Origin of the sequence: uncultured Winogradskyella sp. (assembly GCF_947496485.1) — a bacterium.
In the GTDB taxonomy this organism is placed as follows: domain Bacteria; phylum Bacteroidota; class Bacteroidia; order Flavobacteriales; family Flavobacteriaceae; genus Winogradskyella.
Map to the genome: position 1 here is coordinate 738,998 of NZ_CANMCZ010000001.1, position 19,110 is coordinate 758,107.

Genomic DNA, 19,110 nt, shown 5'->3' on the forward strand with positions numbered 1-19,110 from the left:
AATACTAAATTGCCTTTTTTTATCAGAAACGCAAAATAAAACCTTAAAAAAATCTTAAAAAATTACCGAAAAGGTTTTCGTAAATTGTACTTTTATCATTCTTATTGCCGATTAACAAGAAATTAAATAAGTTTCTAGGTCATTTTTTTGACTATCTATTAGACTATATTTTAATCTTAAATTTTGGTTGAACATATCTAGAGCAATTTTGTATTTAATATTGAATATTAACAATGGTTAAAACTACCCTAAAAGAAATCGCAAATACACTTGGTATATCAATATCTACTGTATCAAAAGCACTCAAAGATTATCCTGATGTAAGTGAAAAAACAAAACTCAAAGTATTAGCGTTGGCCGAATCTGTTAATTATTCTCCAAATGTTTTTGCTCAAAGTTTAAGAAGTAAAGAATCTAAGACTATTGGCGTTATTATTCCTAGTATGGTTCACTACTTTTTTTCTAACATCATCAATGCTATTTTAAAAGAAGCCGAAGTTAAAGGTTATATGGTCATTATAATGCAATCTAACGAAGATTATGAATTAGAAAAAAAACAAGTTGACTTATTAATCAATAAAGGTGTAGATGGCATTTTAATTTCTCTATCTAATAACACAAACAATTTCAAGCATTTGCAAAAAATTAAGGACTACGATATTCCGTTGGTGCTATTTGATAAAATCACAAAGCTTATTGATTGTTCTAAAGTAGTTATCAATGACATCAAAGCTTCTTACGAAGCAGTGTCTTACTTAATTAATAAAGGATATAAACGTATCGCATATTTTAGAGGTGATTTGAATCCACAGAATTCAATTGATCGATTTCTTGGTTATAAAAAAGCATTAGAAGATAACGGCATAGTGTTCGATTCGTCTTTGGTATACATTTGTAATAATGGTGATTTTGAAAATGGCTATTTAAACGCGGAAAAACTAATTAATACGCACGGCAAATCTATTGATGCGATTTACACAGTAACAGACTTAACTGCAATAGGCGTTATAAACTATCTCAATGAGCATAACATTAAAATACCTGAAGATATAGCCGTTTTTGGCTTTAGTAACTGGTTTATGTCATCAGTAATAACACCAACACTGTCCTCGGTAGAACAAAATGCTAACGTGACTGGTGAAAAATCAATAGAACTATTGTTTGAAGAAATAGAATGTAAACAAAAGGGAATAGATTTTAAGCCAAAAACACTAACTGTTGATACTGAATTAATTATTAGGAACTCAAGTTAATTCCACGTGTTATTTTATTTCGTCTAAACCATTAAAGATTGGATTTCATCTACTTCTATAATTGGATTAGCTCCATCTTTTGAAGCAACCAAAGCACCAATAGCACAGGCCATATTTAAGGCTTCTTGTCTAGGTTTATTATTTAGCAGTCCGTTTATTAGAGTAGCAAGAAAAGAATCACCAGCACCTACAGTATCTTTTACCGAAACCTTATAACCGTTACTTCTATAAAAAGCATTATCTGTATATAAAATGGCTCCTTCACTTCCAAGAGTGACACAAATTTGATTTGTTTCTGTTGTTTCAGATACAAATTTTATTTGCCTTTCGATGCTATTTGATTCAAACTTGAAATACTCGCAAAATTCCAAAAGCTCTTCATCATTAAATTTTACAAAATGCGCTTTTAGCATTAATTGTTTTAAGAAATCCATTTCATAGTAAGGAGGCCTTAGATTAACATCTAAAACTCTAAACTTAGAATATTCCAAAAGGTCTAAAAGTGTTTCTCTAGAAGTTTTCATTCTTGTAACTAAACTTCCAAAAATAAATACATCTGAATCCTTAACAACTCTTTTTGAATTTTCGGTAGGCTGAATAAAATCCCAAGCACAAGGTTTTTCAATAGTGTAAGATGCTGAACCTTTATTGTCTAATACTACGTTTACATGACTTGTTTTGTATTCGTTGCTTATCTGAATTTCGTTACAATCAACACCATGATCACTTATAAAATCTAAGAGTTCCTTTCCATCAGAATCATTTCCAACGCTGCTTATTATAGTAACAATATTACCAAAAGATTTTAATCGCAAAGCGACATTAAGAGGCGCACCTCCAATTTTTTTATGAGTAGGAAAAACATCCCATAATATTTCACCAAAACATACAATTTTCTGCATCTTAATTAAACTTAAATTCTCTTACTTTAAAATTCTCTATTATAAAAGCATCATCATTACTTATTATAGAAAATTCCTCAAAGGGTTTATTAGGAAAGAACAATTCGGTCATTACAAATTCACCATCATTATAAAATACCTCAACTGATGTTTTATCTAATAAAATTTGAACTTTCAATTCTTTAATACTATTAGGTAGTTTCGCTTTTGATATGTGAGGTGCAAATTTTTCTGAAAAATCTACTTTTCCAGAGTGTCGTCTATCAATATATAATTCATTAGTCTCATTGTCTAATCCTAATGTAAGTGTATCTCCTGCTTTATTATTAAATACGAATTTGTAAGCATCATTTTTTAGTCCATTTAAAGTAAAATCTAATCCTAACTTTTCAAAGTCAACATCTAAATCTTTAAGTACACCATTTAGTTCATTACTACTTAAAGATATTTTAGACAGTTTAATATCTGCAAACTGATTAAGTTCATCAACAGGAAAACTCATTAAATTAAAAGTGTTATTGTTTTTTCTAAGTTGAAGTTCTCGGGCAATAGTCATAGTACTTCTCCATTTATAAGTAGGAACATCACGTGCATAATCCCAATTAGACATCCAGCCCATAAATAAATGCCTACCATCAGATTCTGGTATATTAGACCAAGTCACTCCTGCGTAATTATCTCTACCATAATCTAACCAAATAGACTTAGATTGAGATAATTGTTGATCAAAATCTTTATCTAACACAAAATTATGACCATCAAAATCTCCAATAAAATACTGCGTAGCACTTCCACCATTTGGGCCAGATGGGTTAATACTCACTAACAAAACCCATTTTGTGGTCTCACTATTTTCAACTTTCATAGGAAAAAGATCAGGGCATTCCCAAACTCCGCCATGTTCTCCTTTGTCTTCACCAAATTCTGATTCAAATACCCAATCCTTTAAATTTTCAGAACTGTAAAACATAATTTTGTTTCCTGCAGCCAAAGACATAATCCACTTATTCGTTTGACTATCCCAAATAACTTTAGGATCTCTAAAATCTTTAATTCCTGGATTTTTAATAACTGGGTTATCACTGTACTTTACCCAAGTCATGCCTTCATCTAAAGAGTAAGCAATACCTTGCGTCTGAAAATCAATATCACCAGCTTTTTCACCATCCATGTTGTGATATGTGTATATGGCAACAACAGGAGTAATTCCATCTTTTCCGAATCCTGAAGTATTTTGTTTATCCACAACAGCACTTCCCGAAAAAATAAGGCCTAGCTCGTCCGGATATAAGGCTATAGGCTGTTCTTCCCAAATAATAAGATCTTTACTAGTGGCATGTCCCCAATGCATTGGTCCCCAAACATTACCGTCTGGATAATACTGAAAGTATAAATGATAAGTACCGTTTAAATAGAACATACCATTAGGATCATTCATCCAATTAGCTTTTGGTGTAAAGTGATAATTCGGCCTATAAAACTCCTCATCTAAATTTTCAGCTGAAACTATTGGCGTTTCAGTTTCAGGTGTTTTATTTTCTTTACAACCAAATGCTATTACCAAGGCTATGAAAACGGCAATAAGACCTAGCTTTTGACTTTTAATTTTATTTATCATTTCGTATTAATTTTTTACTTAATTCTTCTAATGAAATACCTTTAGTTTCTGGCATCATAAAAATAACGAACAACAACTGAAAAACCATCATTATAGCAAATACCATAAATACTGTGCCTGCACCAATTGATGAAAATAAAACTGGTACTAAAGATGGAATAATAGCAGCTAAAACCCAATGGGTTGATGTTCCAAATGATTGTCCACTTGCCCTTAAATGATTTGGAAATATTTCAGAAATATAAACCCAAATTATAGCACCCTGACCAATAGCATGCGATGCTATAAACAAGAATAAAAATATTGGAACTGCCAATCCTTCCCATTCTAAAAAGAATGCCATTGAGACTAATGACAATGAAATAATATAGCCAATGGAGCCAATATACATTAACACTTTTCTACCCAATCTATCAATTAAAAATACACCTAATAAGGTGAATATTAAATTTGTAACCCCAATACCTATACTACTAAGTAGTGCTGTACTTTCACCTAAACCAGCTTCTTCAAAGATTCTTGGTGCGTAATATAAAAATGCATTAATACCTGAAAATTGATTAAACATAGCAACTAAAAAAGCTAACATTAAAGGAAAACGATATTTCTTCATGAAAATATTTTCCCCTTTAGAATGGCTTTGACTTTCAACCTTTATTATTTCCATCAATTCGTCTGCATTCCCATCAGGATTTATCAGCTCTAATACATCTTTAGCTTCTTCATCTCTATTCTTAGAAATTAACCAACGTGGACTTTTGGGCACAGTGAATATTAAAATTGTATAAATCAACGCAGGAAAAGCCTCCACACCTATCATCCATCTCCATGCATTTTCTCCAACATTTCTGAGTAGGTAATTAGATAAAAAAGCAATTAAAATTCCCAGAACAATGTTAAACTGATATAAGGCTACAAGTCTCCCTCTATCCTTTGCAGGCGAAATTTCTGAAACATAAGCAGGTGCTGCAATTGTAGATGCTCCCACACCAATTCCGCCTAAAAATCTAAAGAAGGCAAAACTATAAGGATCATTCACTAATGATGAACCTATTGCAGATACTAGATAGAAAATCCCTATCCATATTAAGGTCTGTTTTCTTCCTAATCGATTTGTAGGAATTCCACCCAATAACGCACCAACAACTGTTCCCCATAATGCCATAGCCATTACTACTGAACCATGGAATGCATCAGAAGAACCCCAAAGTGCTTGTAATTTTTTATCTGCGCCAGAAATTACGACGGTATCAAAACCAAAAAGAAATCCTGCTAACGCAGCTGTGATTGACCAAACTAGTATTTTCCTATTCATAAAAAGTATAATTAATTGGAATAAGTTAGTTATAATTTTAATTCATTCTTAATATTCAGTTCAAGAATCACAGATTTATAAACCGAAAACGATTTCGACTACAATCACGATAAATGGTTATTGTTTATTATTAATCTACATTAAAATATTATTATCTTTTAGCAGCTAATCAACAAATAATAAAACAATGAAAATAATCTTATCTCTAGCATTTTGTCTTTTCATCACCTCAATTATGGCACAAAATGATGGTTGGAATATCTCAACTAAAGATAACACTAACTATACAGGTATTGCAGTAGCCAACGGTCACCTAGGAATATTACCTTCTGAAAAACTATTTAAAACCGAACAAATAATTCTGAATAATGTTTATGACAAAGAATCGCCATTGGGTGTGAGTCGAATTCTAAAAGGCATTAACTTTCAAAATATTAACATTGAAATTGATGGTGAAATAATTACACAAGAAACCGTTTCTAATTGGAACCAAACCTTAGATATGAAAAATGCAAGGTTTATCACACGGTTTGATTATAAGGATATCGCCAGTATTGAATATACCATGTATGCACTGCGTAATGTGGCATACTCAGGGTATCTCGATATAAAAATTACAGCAAAAAAAAATATCGTAGTTAAAGCAACGGCTTCAATAGAAACACCCGAAGAGTATAAGAATCCTGTTAGCACGTTTAGAATACTAAAAGATTTAGAAACTACAATGCCAATATTACAGACTGTAGCTAAAAGTCGACTAGAACGACATACAGTTGCTGCTTCAGGCACTTTTATTTGGCACGATATCAATAGTACTCGAGAACACCAGAGACCTGAGTTAGTTCATAATAAAATATCTGAATACAACAATCAACTGTCCTTTACAAGAACCTTAAAAAAAAATGACAACTTAGAATTTGCTTGGACAGCATCTCAAACTTCAACACAAGATTTTCATGATCCACAAACAGAATCTGAACGTTTTGTAATTTTTAATCTCCTTACACCTCGCGAAGACTTATTAAACCAACACAAATCATTATGGAAAGAATTATGGCAAGGGGATATAATTATTGAAGGTGATTTAAAATCGCAACAAGACGTGCGCTTAGCATTATACCATTTATATGCTTTTGGTCGCGGAGATAATGACCTTAGTATCGCACCAATGGGACTATCATCTCAAAATTACAATGGACATATTTTTTGGGATACAGAACTTTGGATGTATCCACCATTATTGTTATTGAACCAAAATATCGCCAGGTCATTGGTTAATTACAGGTCAGACCGATTAGACAAAGCCAAACAAAAAGCAATCAACTTTGGATATAAAGGAGCCATGTTCCCATGGGAAAGTGATGATACTGGTGAAGAAGCAACTCCAGCGTGGGCTTTAACTGGGACTTTTGAGCATCATATTACAGCAGATATTGGTATAGCATTTTGGAACTACTACCGCGTAACAAAAAACAAAGAATGGCTTAGAGAAAGAGGCTATCCTATGCTTAAAGAAGTTGCTAATTATTGGGTTAGTCGTTCTGCAAAAAATAGTGATGGAAGCTTTTCAATAAAAAATGTTGTTGGTGCTAATGAGTTTGCCCCAAATGTTGATGATAATGCATTTACCAATGGAGCAGCAATTACAGCCTTAAAGTATGCTGATTTGGCTGCTAAAGAATTAAATATCGAACCAGATAAAAAATGGAAAGAATATGCCAATAAAATTATGATTCACAAATTTCCCGATGGTACAACAAAGGAACACAGCAAATATAATGGAGATCGAATAAAGCAAGCTGATGTTAATTTATTAACCTATCCGCTAAATATAATTTCAGACAAGACGACTGTTCTTAAAGATTTAAAATATTATGAACCTAAACTTGCTGAAGAAGGACCTGCAATGGGAAAATCAGTATTTGCAGTAATCTACGCAAGATTGGGAGACGGTGATAATGCATTCAGACTTTTTAAAGAAAGTTACGAACCTAACAAGCGTCCTCCTTTTGGAGCTTTGGCTGAATCTGCAATGAGCAACAATCCATATTTTGCAACTGGTGCTGGTGGTATGTTACAAACTGTTTTATTTGGTTTTGGTGGTTTGCACCTTACCGAAAACGGTATAGAACAAAAAAATCCGATACTTCCAAAACAATGGAAATCATTAACCATAACTGGAGTTGGTAAAGAAAAAAAGACGTTTAGAATTGATTAAAGTTTCTAAATCAATTTTTATTTAAAAATTTAACATTCTTGAACATCATATTAATATTATATTAAAATACTGATTTACAGTGACTTAAATTCACTAAAACTTATTTGACTTTAGCTTTAGAGCTAAGATACATATACGTAGAATTAGACCAAGAAGTAATTTAGTACTATAAACTATTTTTTGCACAACTCGATTCTATGAGTCAATTAAATAAATACAGTAAAACCGTTACCCAAGATCCAACGCAACCAGCTGCTCAAGCTATGTTGCATGCTATCGGATTAACAAAAGAAGATTTTTTTAAACCTATTGTAGGAATTGCTAGCACAGGTTACGAAGGTAACCCTTGTAATATGCACCTAAATGATTTAGCGAAATTAGTCAAAGAAGGCACTAAAAATGAAGATGTTGTCGGTTTAATTTTCAACACCATTGGTGTAAGCGACGGTATTTCTATGGGTACACCAGGAATGCGCTACTCATTACCATCAAGAGATATTATTGCTGATTCTATGGAAACCGTTGTCCAAGCCATGAGTTATGACGGATTAGTAACAGTAGTGGGTTGTGACAAAAATATGCCAGGAGCCTTAATGGCTATGATTCGTTTGAATCGTCCTTCAATTTTGGTTTATGGAGGTACTATTGATTCTGGATGCCATGAAGGAAAAAAACTAGATGTTGTTTCTGCATTTGAAGCTTGGGGAAGCAAAGTGGCAGGAACTATGTCTGAAAACGAATACCAGAATATAGTAGAAAAGGCTTGTCCTGGAGCTGGTGCATGCGGAGGTATGTATACGGCAAATACTATGGCATCAGCAATTGAGGCTTTAGGTATGACTTTACCTTTTAATTCCTCAAACCCAGCATTAAGTGATGAAAAGAAACAAGAATCAATTAAAGCTGGCGAAGCCTTAAGAGTTTTACTCGAAAAAGATATTAAGCCTTCTGACATCATTACTAGAAAATCTCTTGAAAATGCAGTGAGACTAGTAACAATATTGGGTGGTTCTACAAATGCAGTATTACACTTTCTAGCGATTGCCAGAGCAGCTCAAATAGATTTTACACTCAAAGACTTTCAAGATATAAGTGATAATACTCCTTTCTTGGCAGATTTAAAACCTAGTGGAAAATACTTAATGGAAGATGTACATGCGGTAGGAGGCATTCCTGCGGTATTAAAATATCTTTTGAAAAAAGGGCTAATACACGGAGATTGTTTAACTGTTACAGGAAAAACAATCTCTGAAAACTTACTCGATGTTCCTGATTTAAGAGAAGGGCAAGATGTCATAAAACCAATTGAAGAACCTATAAAGATTTCTGGACATTTAAGAATGCTCTATGGCAATTTAGCTACTGAAGGTAGTGTAGCGAAAATCACGGGAAAAGAAGGGTTGAGTTTCAAAGGAAAAGCTAAAGTTTTTGAAGGCGAGTATGATGCTAATGACGGAATAAGAGACGGAAAAGTTGAAAAAGGAGATGTTGTAGTTATTCGTTACGAAGGTCCAAAAGGTGGGCCAGGAATGCCAGAAATGTTAAAACCAACTGCTGCCATTATGGGAGCTGGCTTAGGAAAAGATGTGGCATTAATTACTGATGGGCGTTTCTCTGGTGGAACTCATGGTTTTGTCGTAGGGCATATTACACCAGAAGCTCAAGAAGGCGGGACCATTGCTTTTGTTGAAGATGGAGATATTATTACTATCGACGCAGAAACCAATACTATTTCAGTTGAAGTTTCTGAAGTAGAATTACAAAAAAGAAGACAAAATTGGAAAGCACCAGAATTGAAGTTTGAACGTGGTGTTCTATATAAATATGCTAAAACAGTATCATCAGCGTCTAAAGGATGCGTAACTGATGAATTCTAAATTACAGAGAAGAGAAGATGAAAGAAATTCAAACCTTAAAAAATAAAATCAAAACAACAGAAACTACTGAACGTATTTCTGGTAGCGAAGCTGTTATAAAATGCTTATTAGCTGAAGGTATTGATACCCTTTATGGATATCCAGGTGGTGCAATTATGCCAGTCTACGACGAGTTATATAAGTATCAGGATAAAATTCATCATGTTTTAACACGCCATGAACAAGGAGCTGCGCATGCCGCTCAAGGTTATGCTCGTATTTCTGGAAAAGTTGGTGTCGCTATTGCTACTTCTGGACCAGGTGCTACTAATTTAATTACTGGTATTGCAGATGCACAGATTGATTCTACACCATTGGTTTGTATTACTGGTCAAGTAGGATCACATTTATTAGGCAGTGATGCTTTTCAGGAAACTGATATTGTTGGTATTTCTACACCTGTTACTAAATGGAATCATCAAATTACTAAAGCTTCGGAAATTCCTGAGGTATTTGCAAAAGCATTTTACATCGCAAAAAGTGGAAGACCAGGACCAGTACTTATTGACATTACGAAAGATGCTCAGTTTGAAGAGTTTGATTTTAAATATGAAAAATGTAAAGGTGTTAGAAGCTATAAACCTGTACCAAGCACAGATGAAAATTCTCTAAAAGCTGCTGCAGACCTAATCAATAATGCTAAAAAACCATTAATAGTTTGGGGACAAGGAGTCATTTTAGGCAAAGCTGAAGAAGAATTTAAAGCGGTTATTGAAAAAGCAGGAATTCCTTCTGCTTGGACTATTTTAGGAGCTTCTGCTATTCCAACATCACATCCATTAAATGTTGGTATGGTTGGCATGCACGGAAATTATGGACCTAACGTTTTAACTAATGAATGTGATGTTTTAATCGCTATAGGTATGCGTTTCGATGATCGTGTAACCGGAAACTTAACTACCTATGCTAAGCAAGCCAAAATTGTTCATTTTGAAATTGATCCTGCTGAAGTAGATAAAAATGTAAAAACTGATGTTGCTGTTCTCGGTGATGCTAAATCTAGTTTAAAAAGCTTGTTGCCATTATTGAATGCAAATTCGCATGAAGACTGGCATCAAAGATTTAAAGATTTATATAAAGTAGAATACGATAAAGTCATTAAAGGTGATTTACATCCTACTAAGGAAGGTTTAACCATGGGAGAAGTGTTGAAAGAAATCAACATTCAAACAAAAGGAGAAGCTGCAATTGTGAGCGATGTTGGTCAACACCAAATGATTGCATGTCGTTATGCTGACTTTAATGTTTCAAAAAGTAATATTACATCAGGTGGATTAGGTACTATGGGATTTGCTTTACCAGCTGCAATTGGAGCGAAAATGGCAGCACCAGAACGTGAAGTAGTTATGATTGCTGGTGATGGTGGTTACCAAATGAATATCCAAGAATTAGGAACAATTTTTCAGCAAAAAGTACCTGTGAAAATTGTGGTTTTAAATAATGAATTTCTTGGTATGGTTCGTCAATGGCAACAACTATTTTTTGATAAGCGCTATGCATCTACAGAAATGGTAAATCCAGATTTTGTAGCCATTGCAAAAGGCTATCACATCGATGCTAAAAAAGTATCCGAAAGAAAAGATTTAAAAGCTGCTGTAAAAGAAATGATTGATTGTAAAGGCCCATATTTCTTAGAGGTTAGAGTAGAAAAGGAAGACAATGTTTTCCCTATGATTCCAACAGGTGCAAGTGTTTCAGATATAAGACTAGAGTAGTTATGGAAAACGAAAACAAACAATTTACCGTTTCAATTTATACCGAAAATAATATAGGATTGTTGAACAGGATTTCTGCAATATTCCAAAGAAGACACATGAATATTGAAAGTCTTAACACATCACCTTCTGAGATTGAAGGCGTATCAAGATTCACACTTGTGGTCAATATTACTGAGTCACAAATGAAAAAAGTCATAGGTCAGATTGAAAAGCAAGTCGAAGTAATTAAAGCATACTATCATACTGAAGACGAAATCATTTATCAAGAATCATGTTTATTTAAAATTAAGTCTGATTTGTTATTTGACGAACGTCAGATTCAGAATATAATCAAGGAAAGTAATGCCAGAATTGTAACAGTAAACAAAGCCTTTTTTGTTCTTGAAAAATCTGGTAGAAAAGAAGAAATCGATTTACTATATAGAGAACTAAACGTCTTTGGAATCATGCAGTTCACACGTTCAGGACGTGTAGCAGTTACCAAGGATGAAATGAAAATATCAACAATGCTCCAAGCATTTCAACATTAATACAAATTATAGACAAATATTTAGTTTAAAAAACAATTAGAAACAATGTCAAATTATTTTAACACATTACCATTAAGATTACAATTAGAGCAATTAGGAAAATGCCGCTTTATGGATGCTTCAGAATTTGAAGATGGTGTAAACGCATTAAAAGGAAAGAAAATCGTGATAGTAGGTTGTGGTGCGCAAGGGCTTAACCAAGGATTAAATATGCGCGATTCTGGACTAGATATTTCTTATACTTTAAGACAAGTCGCAATCGATCAGAAACGTGATTCTTATAAAAACGCAACGTCTAACGGATTTACTGTTGGTACTTATGAAGAGTTAATACCTACAGCAGATTTGGTGTTAAACTTAACACCAGATAAGCAACATACTAATGTGGTAAAAGCAGTTATGCCTTTAATGAAAAAAGGAGCAACTCTAAGTTATTCTCATGGTTTCAATATTGTTGAAGAAGGCACAAAGATCCGTGAAGATTTAACCGTAATTATGGTTGCACCAAAATGTCCAGGTACAGAAGTTAGAGAAGAATATAAACGAGGCTTTGGAGTACCAACATTAACTGCTGTACATCCAGAAAATGACCCTGAAGGTAAAGGTTGGGCACAAGCAAAAGCCTATGCTGCAGCAACTGGTGGGCATCGCGCTGGTGTCTTAGAATCGTCTTTTATTGCTGAAGTAAAATCTGATTTAATGGGAGAACAAACGATTCTTTGTGGCCTATTACAAACTGGAGCAATTTTATCTTTTGATAAAATGGTTGAAGAAGGTATAGAACCTGGTTATGCAGCTAAATTAATTCAGTTTGGCTGGGAGACTATTACCGAAGCACTTAAGCATGGCGGAATTACCAATATGATGGATCGTTTATCCAATCCTGCTAAAATTAAAGCTTACGAATTATCAGAAGAATTAAAAGGAATCATGCGCCCATTGTTTGAAAAACATATGGATGATATTATTTCTGGTCACTTCTCAAAAACCATGATGGAAGATTGGGCTAATGACGATATTAATTTATTAAAATGGAGAGCGGAAACTGGAGAAACTGCTTTTGAAAAAACTACTTTAACTTCAGATCATATTTCTGAACAAGAGTATTTTGACAACGGTGTTTTACTAGTTGCTTTTGTAAAATCTGGAGTCGAATTAGCTTTTGAAACTATGGTAGCAGCAGGAATAATAGAAGATTCTGCGTATTACGAATCGTTACACGAATTACCGTTAATTGCAAATACAATAGCAAGGAAGAAGCTGTTTGAAATGAATCGTGTGATTTCTGATACTGCTGAATACGGTTGTTATTTATTTGACCATGCTTGTAAACCATTATTAACTGATTTTATGAAAACTGTTGACACATCTATCATTGGAAAACCTTTTTCAAAATCAAGTGGTGTTGATAACATAGAATTAATTGCGGTGAATGATGCGATAAGAAATCATCCTATAGAAGCTGTTGGTCAACGTTTACGTGCTGCAATGACAGCAATGAAAGTTATAAAGTCTGATGTTCAAACTCAAGATTCTGTTTTAGCTTAAGTACAAAAAGTATTTATAGAAATGGAAGAAACCAAGACGACATATAGACCAACGCTAAAAGCCATTGAAGCTGCTGCTGATAAATTAAAAGGTATAGCCTCAGTGACACCTTTAACCAAAAACGCGCGTTATTCTAAATATTTTGGTGCCAATATTTACTTTAAAAGAGAAGATTTACAAGAAGTACGTTCGTATAAAATTAGAGGAGCTTACAATAAAATTTCATCTTTAAATGCCTCTCAAATTGAAAACGAAATTGTATGTGCAAGTGCAGGTAATCATGCACAAGGTGTAGCTATTTCATGTAAACTTTTAAAAATAAAAGGTACCATTTTCATGCCTTCACCAACACCTAATCAAAAAATTGAACAGGTAAAAATGTTTGGTGAAGACTACATAGACGTCGTATTAGTTGGTGACACTTTTGATGATGCATATCATGCAGCAAAACTACAAAGCGAAGAAATGAACAAGACTTTTGTTCATCCTTTCAATGACGAAAAAGTCATAGAAGGACAAGCAACTGTTGGTTTGGAAATTATAGATCAGGCAAAAACACATCCTATTCACTATGTTTTTGTACCAGTTGGAGGTGGTGGACTCGCAGCAGGATTATCATCAGTTTTTAAAATTTTATCACCTCAAACAAAAATTATTAGTGTAGAACCAAAAGGTGCTGCAGCAATGTTAACCTCTATTAGGGCAAACAAAAATACAGAGCTAAGATCCATAGATAATTTTGTTGATGGTGCTGCAGTAAAACGGGTTGGTGATTTAAATTTCGCGATTTGTAAGGAGACATTACATCGCGTTGTCGAAGTAGATGAAGGTAAAATTTGTCAAACTATATTAGACCTTTATAATAAAGATGCTATCGTCGCAGAACCTGCAGGAGTACTGAGTCTTTCAGCTTTAGAGCAATTTAAAGATGAAATCAAAGGTAAAAATGTTGTCTGTGTTATTAGCGGAAGCAACAATGACATTACGCGTACTGCAGAAATTAAAGAACGTGCACTACTCTATGCTAACTTAAAACATTATTTTATAATAAAATTTCCACAGAGAGCAGGTGCATTAAGAGAATTCGTTGCAGAGATTTTAGGACCTACAGATGATATTACACATTTTGAATATACAAAAAAGGCAAATCGAGAAAATGATGTTGCTGTAGTTGGCTTAGAGTTAAAACATCCAAACGACTTAGAACCTTTAATTACCAAAATGAAGCTTCATAATTTTTATGGAGATTATCTTAACGATAAACCTGATTTATTTCAATTCTTAGTCTAAACTAAAAAACTTTATGAATATCCCTCAACAATACCAAATCAAAGACACTATTAACCAAGACACCTATTTAGTAGAAGGAGCATTGATAACTTGGAGAGGTGAAACTTCGGAAATTTATTCTACAATTTCTTCTACAATAGATTATAGGCCTACACTTCTTGGAACCATACCGACTTTAGGAAAAAAAGAAGCCTTAAAGGCATTAGATTCTGCTGTTTCTGCATACAATAAAGGACAAGGTTTATGGCCTACGATGAAAGTTGTGGACAGAATCGCTTGTATGGAAAAGTTTGTAGAGCAAATGAAAACTAAACGTGAAGAAGTTGTAAAATTATTAATGTGGGAAATCGGTAAAAATCTACCAGATTCAGAAAAAGAGTTTGACAGAACTGTAGAATATATATATGATACCATTGAAGACTACAAACAAATGGATCGTAATAGTGCCAAGTTTGAAAAAAATTCGGGTGTCAATGCACATATCAGAAGAGGTCCATTAGGAGTTGTACTCTGTTTAGGGCCATATAATTATCCTTTAAATGAAACATTTGCACTCTTGATTCCAGCATTAATCATGGGAAATACAGCTATTTTCAAACCAGCAAAGCATGGTGTTTTATTGATTTCGCCATTACTAGAAGCTTTTAGAGATAGTTTTCCTAAAGGTGTTGTTAATATAATTTATGGTCGTGGAAGAACTGTTGCAGCACCAATTATGCAATCTGGCAAAGTTGATGTTTTAGCTTTGATAGGTAATAGTAAATCTGCAAACGCCTTACAAAATCAGCACCCAAAAAGTAATAGATTGCGTTTAGTTTTAGGTCTTGAAGCAAAAAACCCAGCAATTGTATTACCAGATGCGGATTTAGATTTAGCCATAAGTGAGTGTATTGCAGGCACAACTTCTTTTAATGGTCAACGATGTACTGCACTAAAAGTATTGTATGTTCATGAAGCCATAGTGGAAGAGTTCAATACCCGTTTTTCTGAAAAAGTAGATGCATTAAAATTTGCAAATCCTTGGGAAGATGGTGTAAAATTAACACCATTACCCGAACCCGATAAACCAGCTTATATTCAAGATTTAATTGATGATGCTATAGATAAAGGAGCAAAAATTATAAATAAAAAAGGTGGACACACTACTGAGAATTATATTTTTCCAGCAGTGTTATATCCTGTCTCAAAGAACATGCGTGTTTACGAAGAAGAGCAATTTGGTCCAGTTATACCAGTTATCCCTTTTTCAGATATTGAAGAACCTTTAGAGGATATGGCAGCTTCAAATTATGGACAACAAGTAAGTTTGTTTGGTAAAGATGTGAAAACACTAGCACCTTTAATTGATACTTTGGTGAATTTGGTATGTCGTGTGAATTTAAATAGCTCTTGTCAACGTGGACCAGACGTATATCCATTTACAGGTCGAAAAGATTCAGCTGTTGCAACATTAAGTGTACATGATGCCTTACGCTCATTTTCAATTAGAACCTTTGTAGCATCAAAAGATAATGATTATAACAACGCTATTTTAAAGGATTTAATGGATTCTAAAGCTTCGAATTTTGTGAGTACAGACTATATTCTTTAAACAAAAGAGGTTATGCATGAGATATTTATAATTTGAAAGTCATTTAATTCGAAATTCATAAATTTTGGACGAAACACAATCTTATCGTTTGATATTAGAAATTTAATATGTAGATTAGCATTATGATTACACTATCACATAAATATAGAACACCCAGACCATTTCGCCGTCGCTAATTCTTCAATCTAGCAACAAACTCTATATTCATTTTTATTTTTTTATCGTGTACATCTCAAATTTTAAATATCATTTTCAATCTTTAATTATCTCAACAGATAATCATAGAATTGTACGCCGCTTTTTTCCTCGTCGCCCTTAGGGTGTATTTCTATTTATTGAACTTAGGTGAGTCCGGTTCAGCTTTCAAAAAACAAAATCATATTATTTAATTAAAACTCAATTGCAATGAAAATTGTTATTGCTAACAAATCACATACAGTTTATGCAGACATCATCTGCAAAACCATAGAAGAAGCTGCACAAGTCAGAGGCACAGGTATCGCAAAGCGAAAACCAGAATACATCATTACCAAAATGGAAAATGGTAACGCTGTAATCGCTTTAGAAGGAGATGAATTCGCTGGCTTTTGTTACATCGAATCTTGGGGGCATGGAAAATTTGTTGCCAATTCTGGATTAATTGTACACCCAAATTTTAGAAATCAAGGTCTAGCAAAGAAAATCAAAAAAGTAATTTTTGAACACTCAAGAGCAAAATTTCCAAATTCAAAAGTCTTTAGTATAACGACTGGATTAGCGGTCATGAAAATGAATAGCGATTTAGGTTATAAACCTGTCACATTTTCAGAACTAACAGATGACCAATCCTTTTGGAAAGGCTGCCAAACCTGTAAAAACTTTGATGTTTTAACTAGAACCGAACAGAAAATGTGCTTGTGTACAGGCATGCTATTCGATCCTAATAAAATGGACACCGAAAAAGCAGAAGAGAAAAATATTGACAAAAAAGTATGGACAAGATTGAAAAACATTAAACAATCTATGTTCCTAAAGAAAGAAAAAAAATGAAAAAATTAGTTATAGCGTATAGCGGAGGATTAGACACTTCTTATTGTGCAGTAAGCTTAAGCAAAGCTGGTTATGATGTTCACGCAGTTAGTGTCAATACAGGTGGTTTTACTTCAACAGAAATTAAAACTATTGAGGATAACGCCTATAAAATGGGTGTTTCAACTTATAAAAATATTGATGCCATCGAATCGTATTACGATAAAGTGATTAAGTATTTAATATTTGGAAATGTACTAAAAAATAACACCTACCCTTTGTCTGTGAGTGCAGAACGAATTATTCAAGCAATTGAGATTGTTGAATATGCAAAAAGTATTGATGCAAAATATATCGCTCACGGAAGTACAGGTGCAGGAAACGACCAAGTACGTTTCGATATGATTTTTCAAACTTTAGCTCCAGAAATAGAAATAATCACACCTATTAGAGATGGTAAACTAACAAGACAGCAAGAAATAGATTACCTCGTAGAAAACGGAATTGATATATCTTGGAACAAAGCCAAATACTCAGTTAACAAAGGCCTTTGGGGAACAAGTGTTGGTGGAGAAGAAACATTGACTTCAGAAAAACCATTACCAGAATCAGCGTATCCTTCGCAATTAATAAAAGATGGAGAAGAAAAAATTACTTTGACTTTAAAAAAAGGTGAGCTTGTTGCTTTAAACGGAAAAACTGATTCTTCTGAGAAGAATATAGAACTGCTTAACGACTTAGCCTCAGCTTATGGAATAGGTAGAGATATTCATGTAGGAGACACTATTGTTGGCATAAAAGGCAGAGTTGGATTTGAAGCAGCAGCAGCTTTAATCATTATCAAAGCGCATCATTTATTAGAGAAACACACTTTAACCAAATGGCAATTGCAACATAAAGATTACTTGTCTAATTTTTACGGAATGCATTTACACGAAGGCCAATATTTAGATCCTGTCATGCGAGATATGGAGGCTTACTTTGAAAGTAGTCAGGATAAAGTTTCAGGTGATGTTTTTATAACTCTAAAACCATATCATTTCAATTTAGACGGTATTTCTTCTAAACACGATTTAATGAATGCCAAATTCGGGAGTTATGGAGAAGAAAACAAAGGCTGGACAGCAGATGAGGCTAAAGGCTTTATTAAAATTAATGGTAATCAAAATAAAATCTATCAACAAGTAAATTCAGGATTATGATTAAAGCAGGAATTATTGGAGGAGCTGGTTATACAGCTGGAGAGTTGATTAGATTATTAATCAATCATAAAGAGGTTACTATTTACTTTGTTTTCAGCACATCAAATGCTGGTAATAAGGTTTACAAAGTACATCAGGATTTAATTGGTTCTACCGAAATGGAATTCACAAGTGAAATTAATACTAATGTCGATGTGTTATTTCTGTGTTTGGGTCATGGAAATTCTAAAGCATTTTTAAAACAGAATACTTTTTCTGATCAAACAAAAATCATTGATTTAAGTAACGATTTCAGACTTAAAGCCGACAAACTATATAATAAAAAAGAGTTTGTTTATGGTTTACCAGAATTACAAAAAGAAGCTATTAAAGGTGCAAATTATATTGCCAATCCAGGTTGTTTTGCTACAGCAATTCAATTGGCATTGTTACCATTGGCAGATGCTAAATTAGTCAAAGATGATATTCATGTCAATGCCGTCACTGGTGCAACTGGAGCAGGTACATCATTGTCTAAGACCACTCATTTTACCTGGAGAGATAATAATTTTTCACATTACAAGGCATTTACACATCAGCATTTAGGTGAAATCAATCAAACTGTAAATCAGTTGCAAACTGACTTTAATACTGAGATACATTTCATGCCAAATCGTGGTAATTTTTCAAGAGGGATTTTTGCAACGGCTTACACAGAGTTTGAAGGTACACTAGAAGATGCTAAATCTCTCTATAAAAGGTATTACAAAGACGCTGCCTTCACCTTTATTTCAGATGAAGACATTCATTTAAAGCAAGTGGTTAACACTAATAAATGTATCATTCATTTACATAAACACAACAACAAATTATTAGTTACAAGCATTATTGATAACCTCTTGAAAGGTGCTTCAGGTCAAGCCATTCAAAATATGAATCTAGCATTTGGTTTTGAAGAAACTGAAGGGTTAAACTTAAAAGCTAACTTTTTTTAAAGAATCGTCATTGCGAGGAACGAAGCA

14 protein-coding genes are annotated in these 19,110 nt (G+C 33.5%); 11 read left to right on the forward strand and 3 right to left on the reverse strand.

The window, feature by feature from the left end:
• The first annotated feature begins 233 nt into the window (after positions 1–233).
• Entirely contained in the window at positions 234–1,253 is a 1,020-nt protein-coding gene (locus Q0822_RS03055) for a LacI family DNA-binding transcriptional regulator (protein ID WP_299119996.1), read from the forward strand.
• Between the two features lie 23 nt (positions 1,254–1,276).
• On the opposite strand, the gene Q0822_RS03060 is transcribed toward Q0822_RS03055, so the two are convergent.
• Genes Q0822_RS03060 through Q0822_RS03070 form a run of 3 tightly spaced genes read right to left on the reverse strand, consistent with a single transcriptional unit; the run spans position 1,277 to position 5,088 of the window.
• A complete protein-coding gene (locus Q0822_RS03060; protein ID WP_299119998.1) occupies positions 1,277–2,155 on the reverse strand; it encodes a carbohydrate kinase in 879 nt (292 codons plus the stop codon).
• 1 nt (position 2,156) lies between these two features.
• Positions 2,157–3,773, reverse strand: a complete 1,617-nt coding sequence (locus tag Q0822_RS03065; protein ID WP_299120000.1) for a glycoside hydrolase family 32 protein — start codon at positions 3,771–3,773, stop codon at positions 2,157–2,159.
• A complete protein-coding gene (locus tag Q0822_RS03070; protein ID WP_299120002.1) occupies positions 3,763–5,088 on the reverse strand; it encodes a sugar porter family MFS transporter in 1,326 nt (441 codons plus the stop codon). The genes Q0822_RS03065 and Q0822_RS03070 overlap by 11 nt, the downstream gene beginning before the upstream one ends.
• 187 nt (positions 5,089–5,275) lie before the next feature.
• Between Q0822_RS03070 and Q0822_RS03075 the strand changes: the two genes are divergently transcribed.
• From Q0822_RS03075 to argC, 10 genes are all read left to right on the forward strand, one after another.
• A complete protein-coding gene (locus tag Q0822_RS03075; RefSeq protein WP_299120004.1) occupies positions 5,276–7,306 on the forward strand; it encodes a glycoside hydrolase family 65 protein in 2,031 nt (676 codons plus the stop codon).
• 197 nt (positions 7,307–7,503) lie between these two features.
• Positions 7,504–9,183 (forward strand): dihydroxy-acid dehydratase, encoded by a 1,680-nt coding sequence (ilvD, locus tag Q0822_RS03080; protein WP_299120006.1) that lies wholly within the window; start codon positions 7,504–7,506, stop codon positions 9,181–9,183.
• A gap of 17 nt (positions 9,184–9,200) precedes the next feature.
• Positions 9,201–10,937, forward strand: a complete 1,737-nt coding sequence (ilvB, locus tag Q0822_RS03085) for a biosynthetic-type acetolactate synthase large subunit (protein WP_299120008.1) — start codon at positions 9,201–9,203, stop codon at positions 10,935–10,937.
• A 2-nt stretch (positions 10,938–10,939) separates the two neighbouring features.
• Complete coding sequence (gene ilvN, locus Q0822_RS03090; protein ID WP_299120010.1) at positions 10,940–11,470, forward strand: acetolactate synthase small subunit; 531 nt, start codon at positions 10,940–10,942, stop codon at positions 11,468–11,470.
• 45 nt (positions 11,471–11,515) lie between these two features.
• A complete protein-coding gene (ilvC, locus tag Q0822_RS03095) occupies positions 11,516–13,018 on the forward strand; it encodes a ketol-acid reductoisomerase (protein ID WP_299120013.1) in 1,503 nt (500 codons plus the stop codon).
• Between the two features lie 21 nt (positions 13,019–13,039).
• Complete coding sequence (gene ilvA, locus Q0822_RS03100; RefSeq protein ID WP_299120015.1) at positions 13,040–14,308, forward strand: threonine ammonia-lyase IlvA; 1,269 nt, start codon at positions 13,040–13,042, stop codon at positions 14,306–14,308.
• 13 nt (positions 14,309–14,321) lie between these two features.
• Positions 14,322–15,899, forward strand: coding sequence for an NADP-dependent glyceraldehyde-3-phosphate dehydrogenase (locus tag Q0822_RS03105; RefSeq protein ID WP_299120018.1), 1,578 nt, complete (start codon positions 14,322–14,324; stop codon positions 15,897–15,899).
• A gap of 405 nt (positions 15,900–16,304) precedes the next feature.
• Entirely contained in the window at positions 16,305–16,928 is a 624-nt protein-coding gene (locus tag Q0822_RS03110) for a GNAT family N-acetyltransferase (RefSeq protein ID WP_299120021.1), read from the forward strand.
• Positions 16,925–18,109: an argininosuccinate synthase domain-containing protein gene (locus Q0822_RS03115; RefSeq protein ID WP_299120024.1), complete on the forward strand. Its 1,185-nt coding sequence runs from the start codon at positions 16,925–16,927 to the stop codon at positions 18,107–18,109. Before Q0822_RS03110 ends, Q0822_RS03115 begins: the two co-directional genes overlap by 4 nt.
• Positions 18,106–19,083, forward strand: coding sequence for an N-acetyl-gamma-glutamyl-phosphate reductase (gene argC, locus Q0822_RS03120; protein ID WP_299120026.1), 978 nt, complete (start codon positions 18,106–18,108; stop codon positions 19,081–19,083). Before Q0822_RS03115 ends, argC begins: the two co-directional genes overlap by 4 nt.
• The last annotated feature ends 27 nt before the right edge of the window (positions 19,084–19,110 follow it).

Excerpts from the sequence above, each read along its gene's own strand:
- ilvN (WP_299120010.1), top strand. The coding sequence starts at position 10,940 with ATGGAAAACGAAAACAAACAATTTACCGTTTCAATTTATACCGAAAAT.
- argC (WP_299120026.1), top strand. The coding sequence starts at position 18,106 with ATGATTAAAGCAGGAATTATTGGAGGAGCTGGTTATACAGCTGGAGAG.
- Q0822_RS03065 (WP_299120000.1), bottom strand. The coding sequence starts at position 3,773 with ATGATAAATAAAATTAAAAGTCAAAAGCTAGGTCTTATTGCCGTTTTC.
- ilvD (WP_299120006.1), top strand. The coding sequence starts at position 7,504 with ATGAGTCAATTAAATAAATACAGTAAAACCGTTACCCAAGATCCAACG.
- ilvC (WP_299120013.1), top strand. The coding sequence starts at position 11,516 with ATGTCAAATTATTTTAACACATTACCATTAAGATTACAATTAGAGCAA.
- Q0822_RS03070 (WP_299120002.1), bottom strand. The coding sequence starts at position 5,088 with ATGAATAGGAAAATACTAGTTTGGTCAATCACAGCTGCGTTAGCAGGA.
- Q0822_RS03075 (WP_299120004.1), top strand. The coding sequence starts at position 5,276 with ATGAAAATAATCTTATCTCTAGCATTTTGTCTTTTCATCACCTCAATT.
- ilvB (WP_299120008.1), top strand. The coding sequence starts at position 9,201 with ATGAAAGAAATTCAAACCTTAAAAAATAAAATCAAAACAACAGAAACT.
- Q0822_RS03115 (WP_299120024.1), top strand. The coding sequence starts at position 16,925 with ATGAAAAAATTAGTTATAGCGTATAGCGGAGGATTAGACACTTCTTAT.
- Q0822_RS03055 (WP_299119996.1), top strand. The coding sequence starts at position 234 with ATGGTTAAAACTACCCTAAAAGAAATCGCAAATACACTTGGTATATCA.
- Q0822_RS03105 (WP_299120018.1), top strand. The coding sequence starts at position 14,322 with ATGAATATCCCTCAACAATACCAAATCAAAGACACTATTAACCAAGAC.
- ilvA (WP_299120015.1), top strand. The coding sequence starts at position 13,040 with ATGGAAGAAACCAAGACGACATATAGACCAACGCTAAAAGCCATTGAA.
- Q0822_RS03060 (WP_299119998.1), bottom strand. The coding sequence starts at position 2,155 with ATGCAGAAAATTGTATGTTTTGGTGAAATATTATGGGATGTTTTTCCT.
- Q0822_RS03110 (WP_299120021.1), top strand. The coding sequence starts at position 16,305 with ATGAAAATTGTTATTGCTAACAAATCACATACAGTTTATGCAGACATC.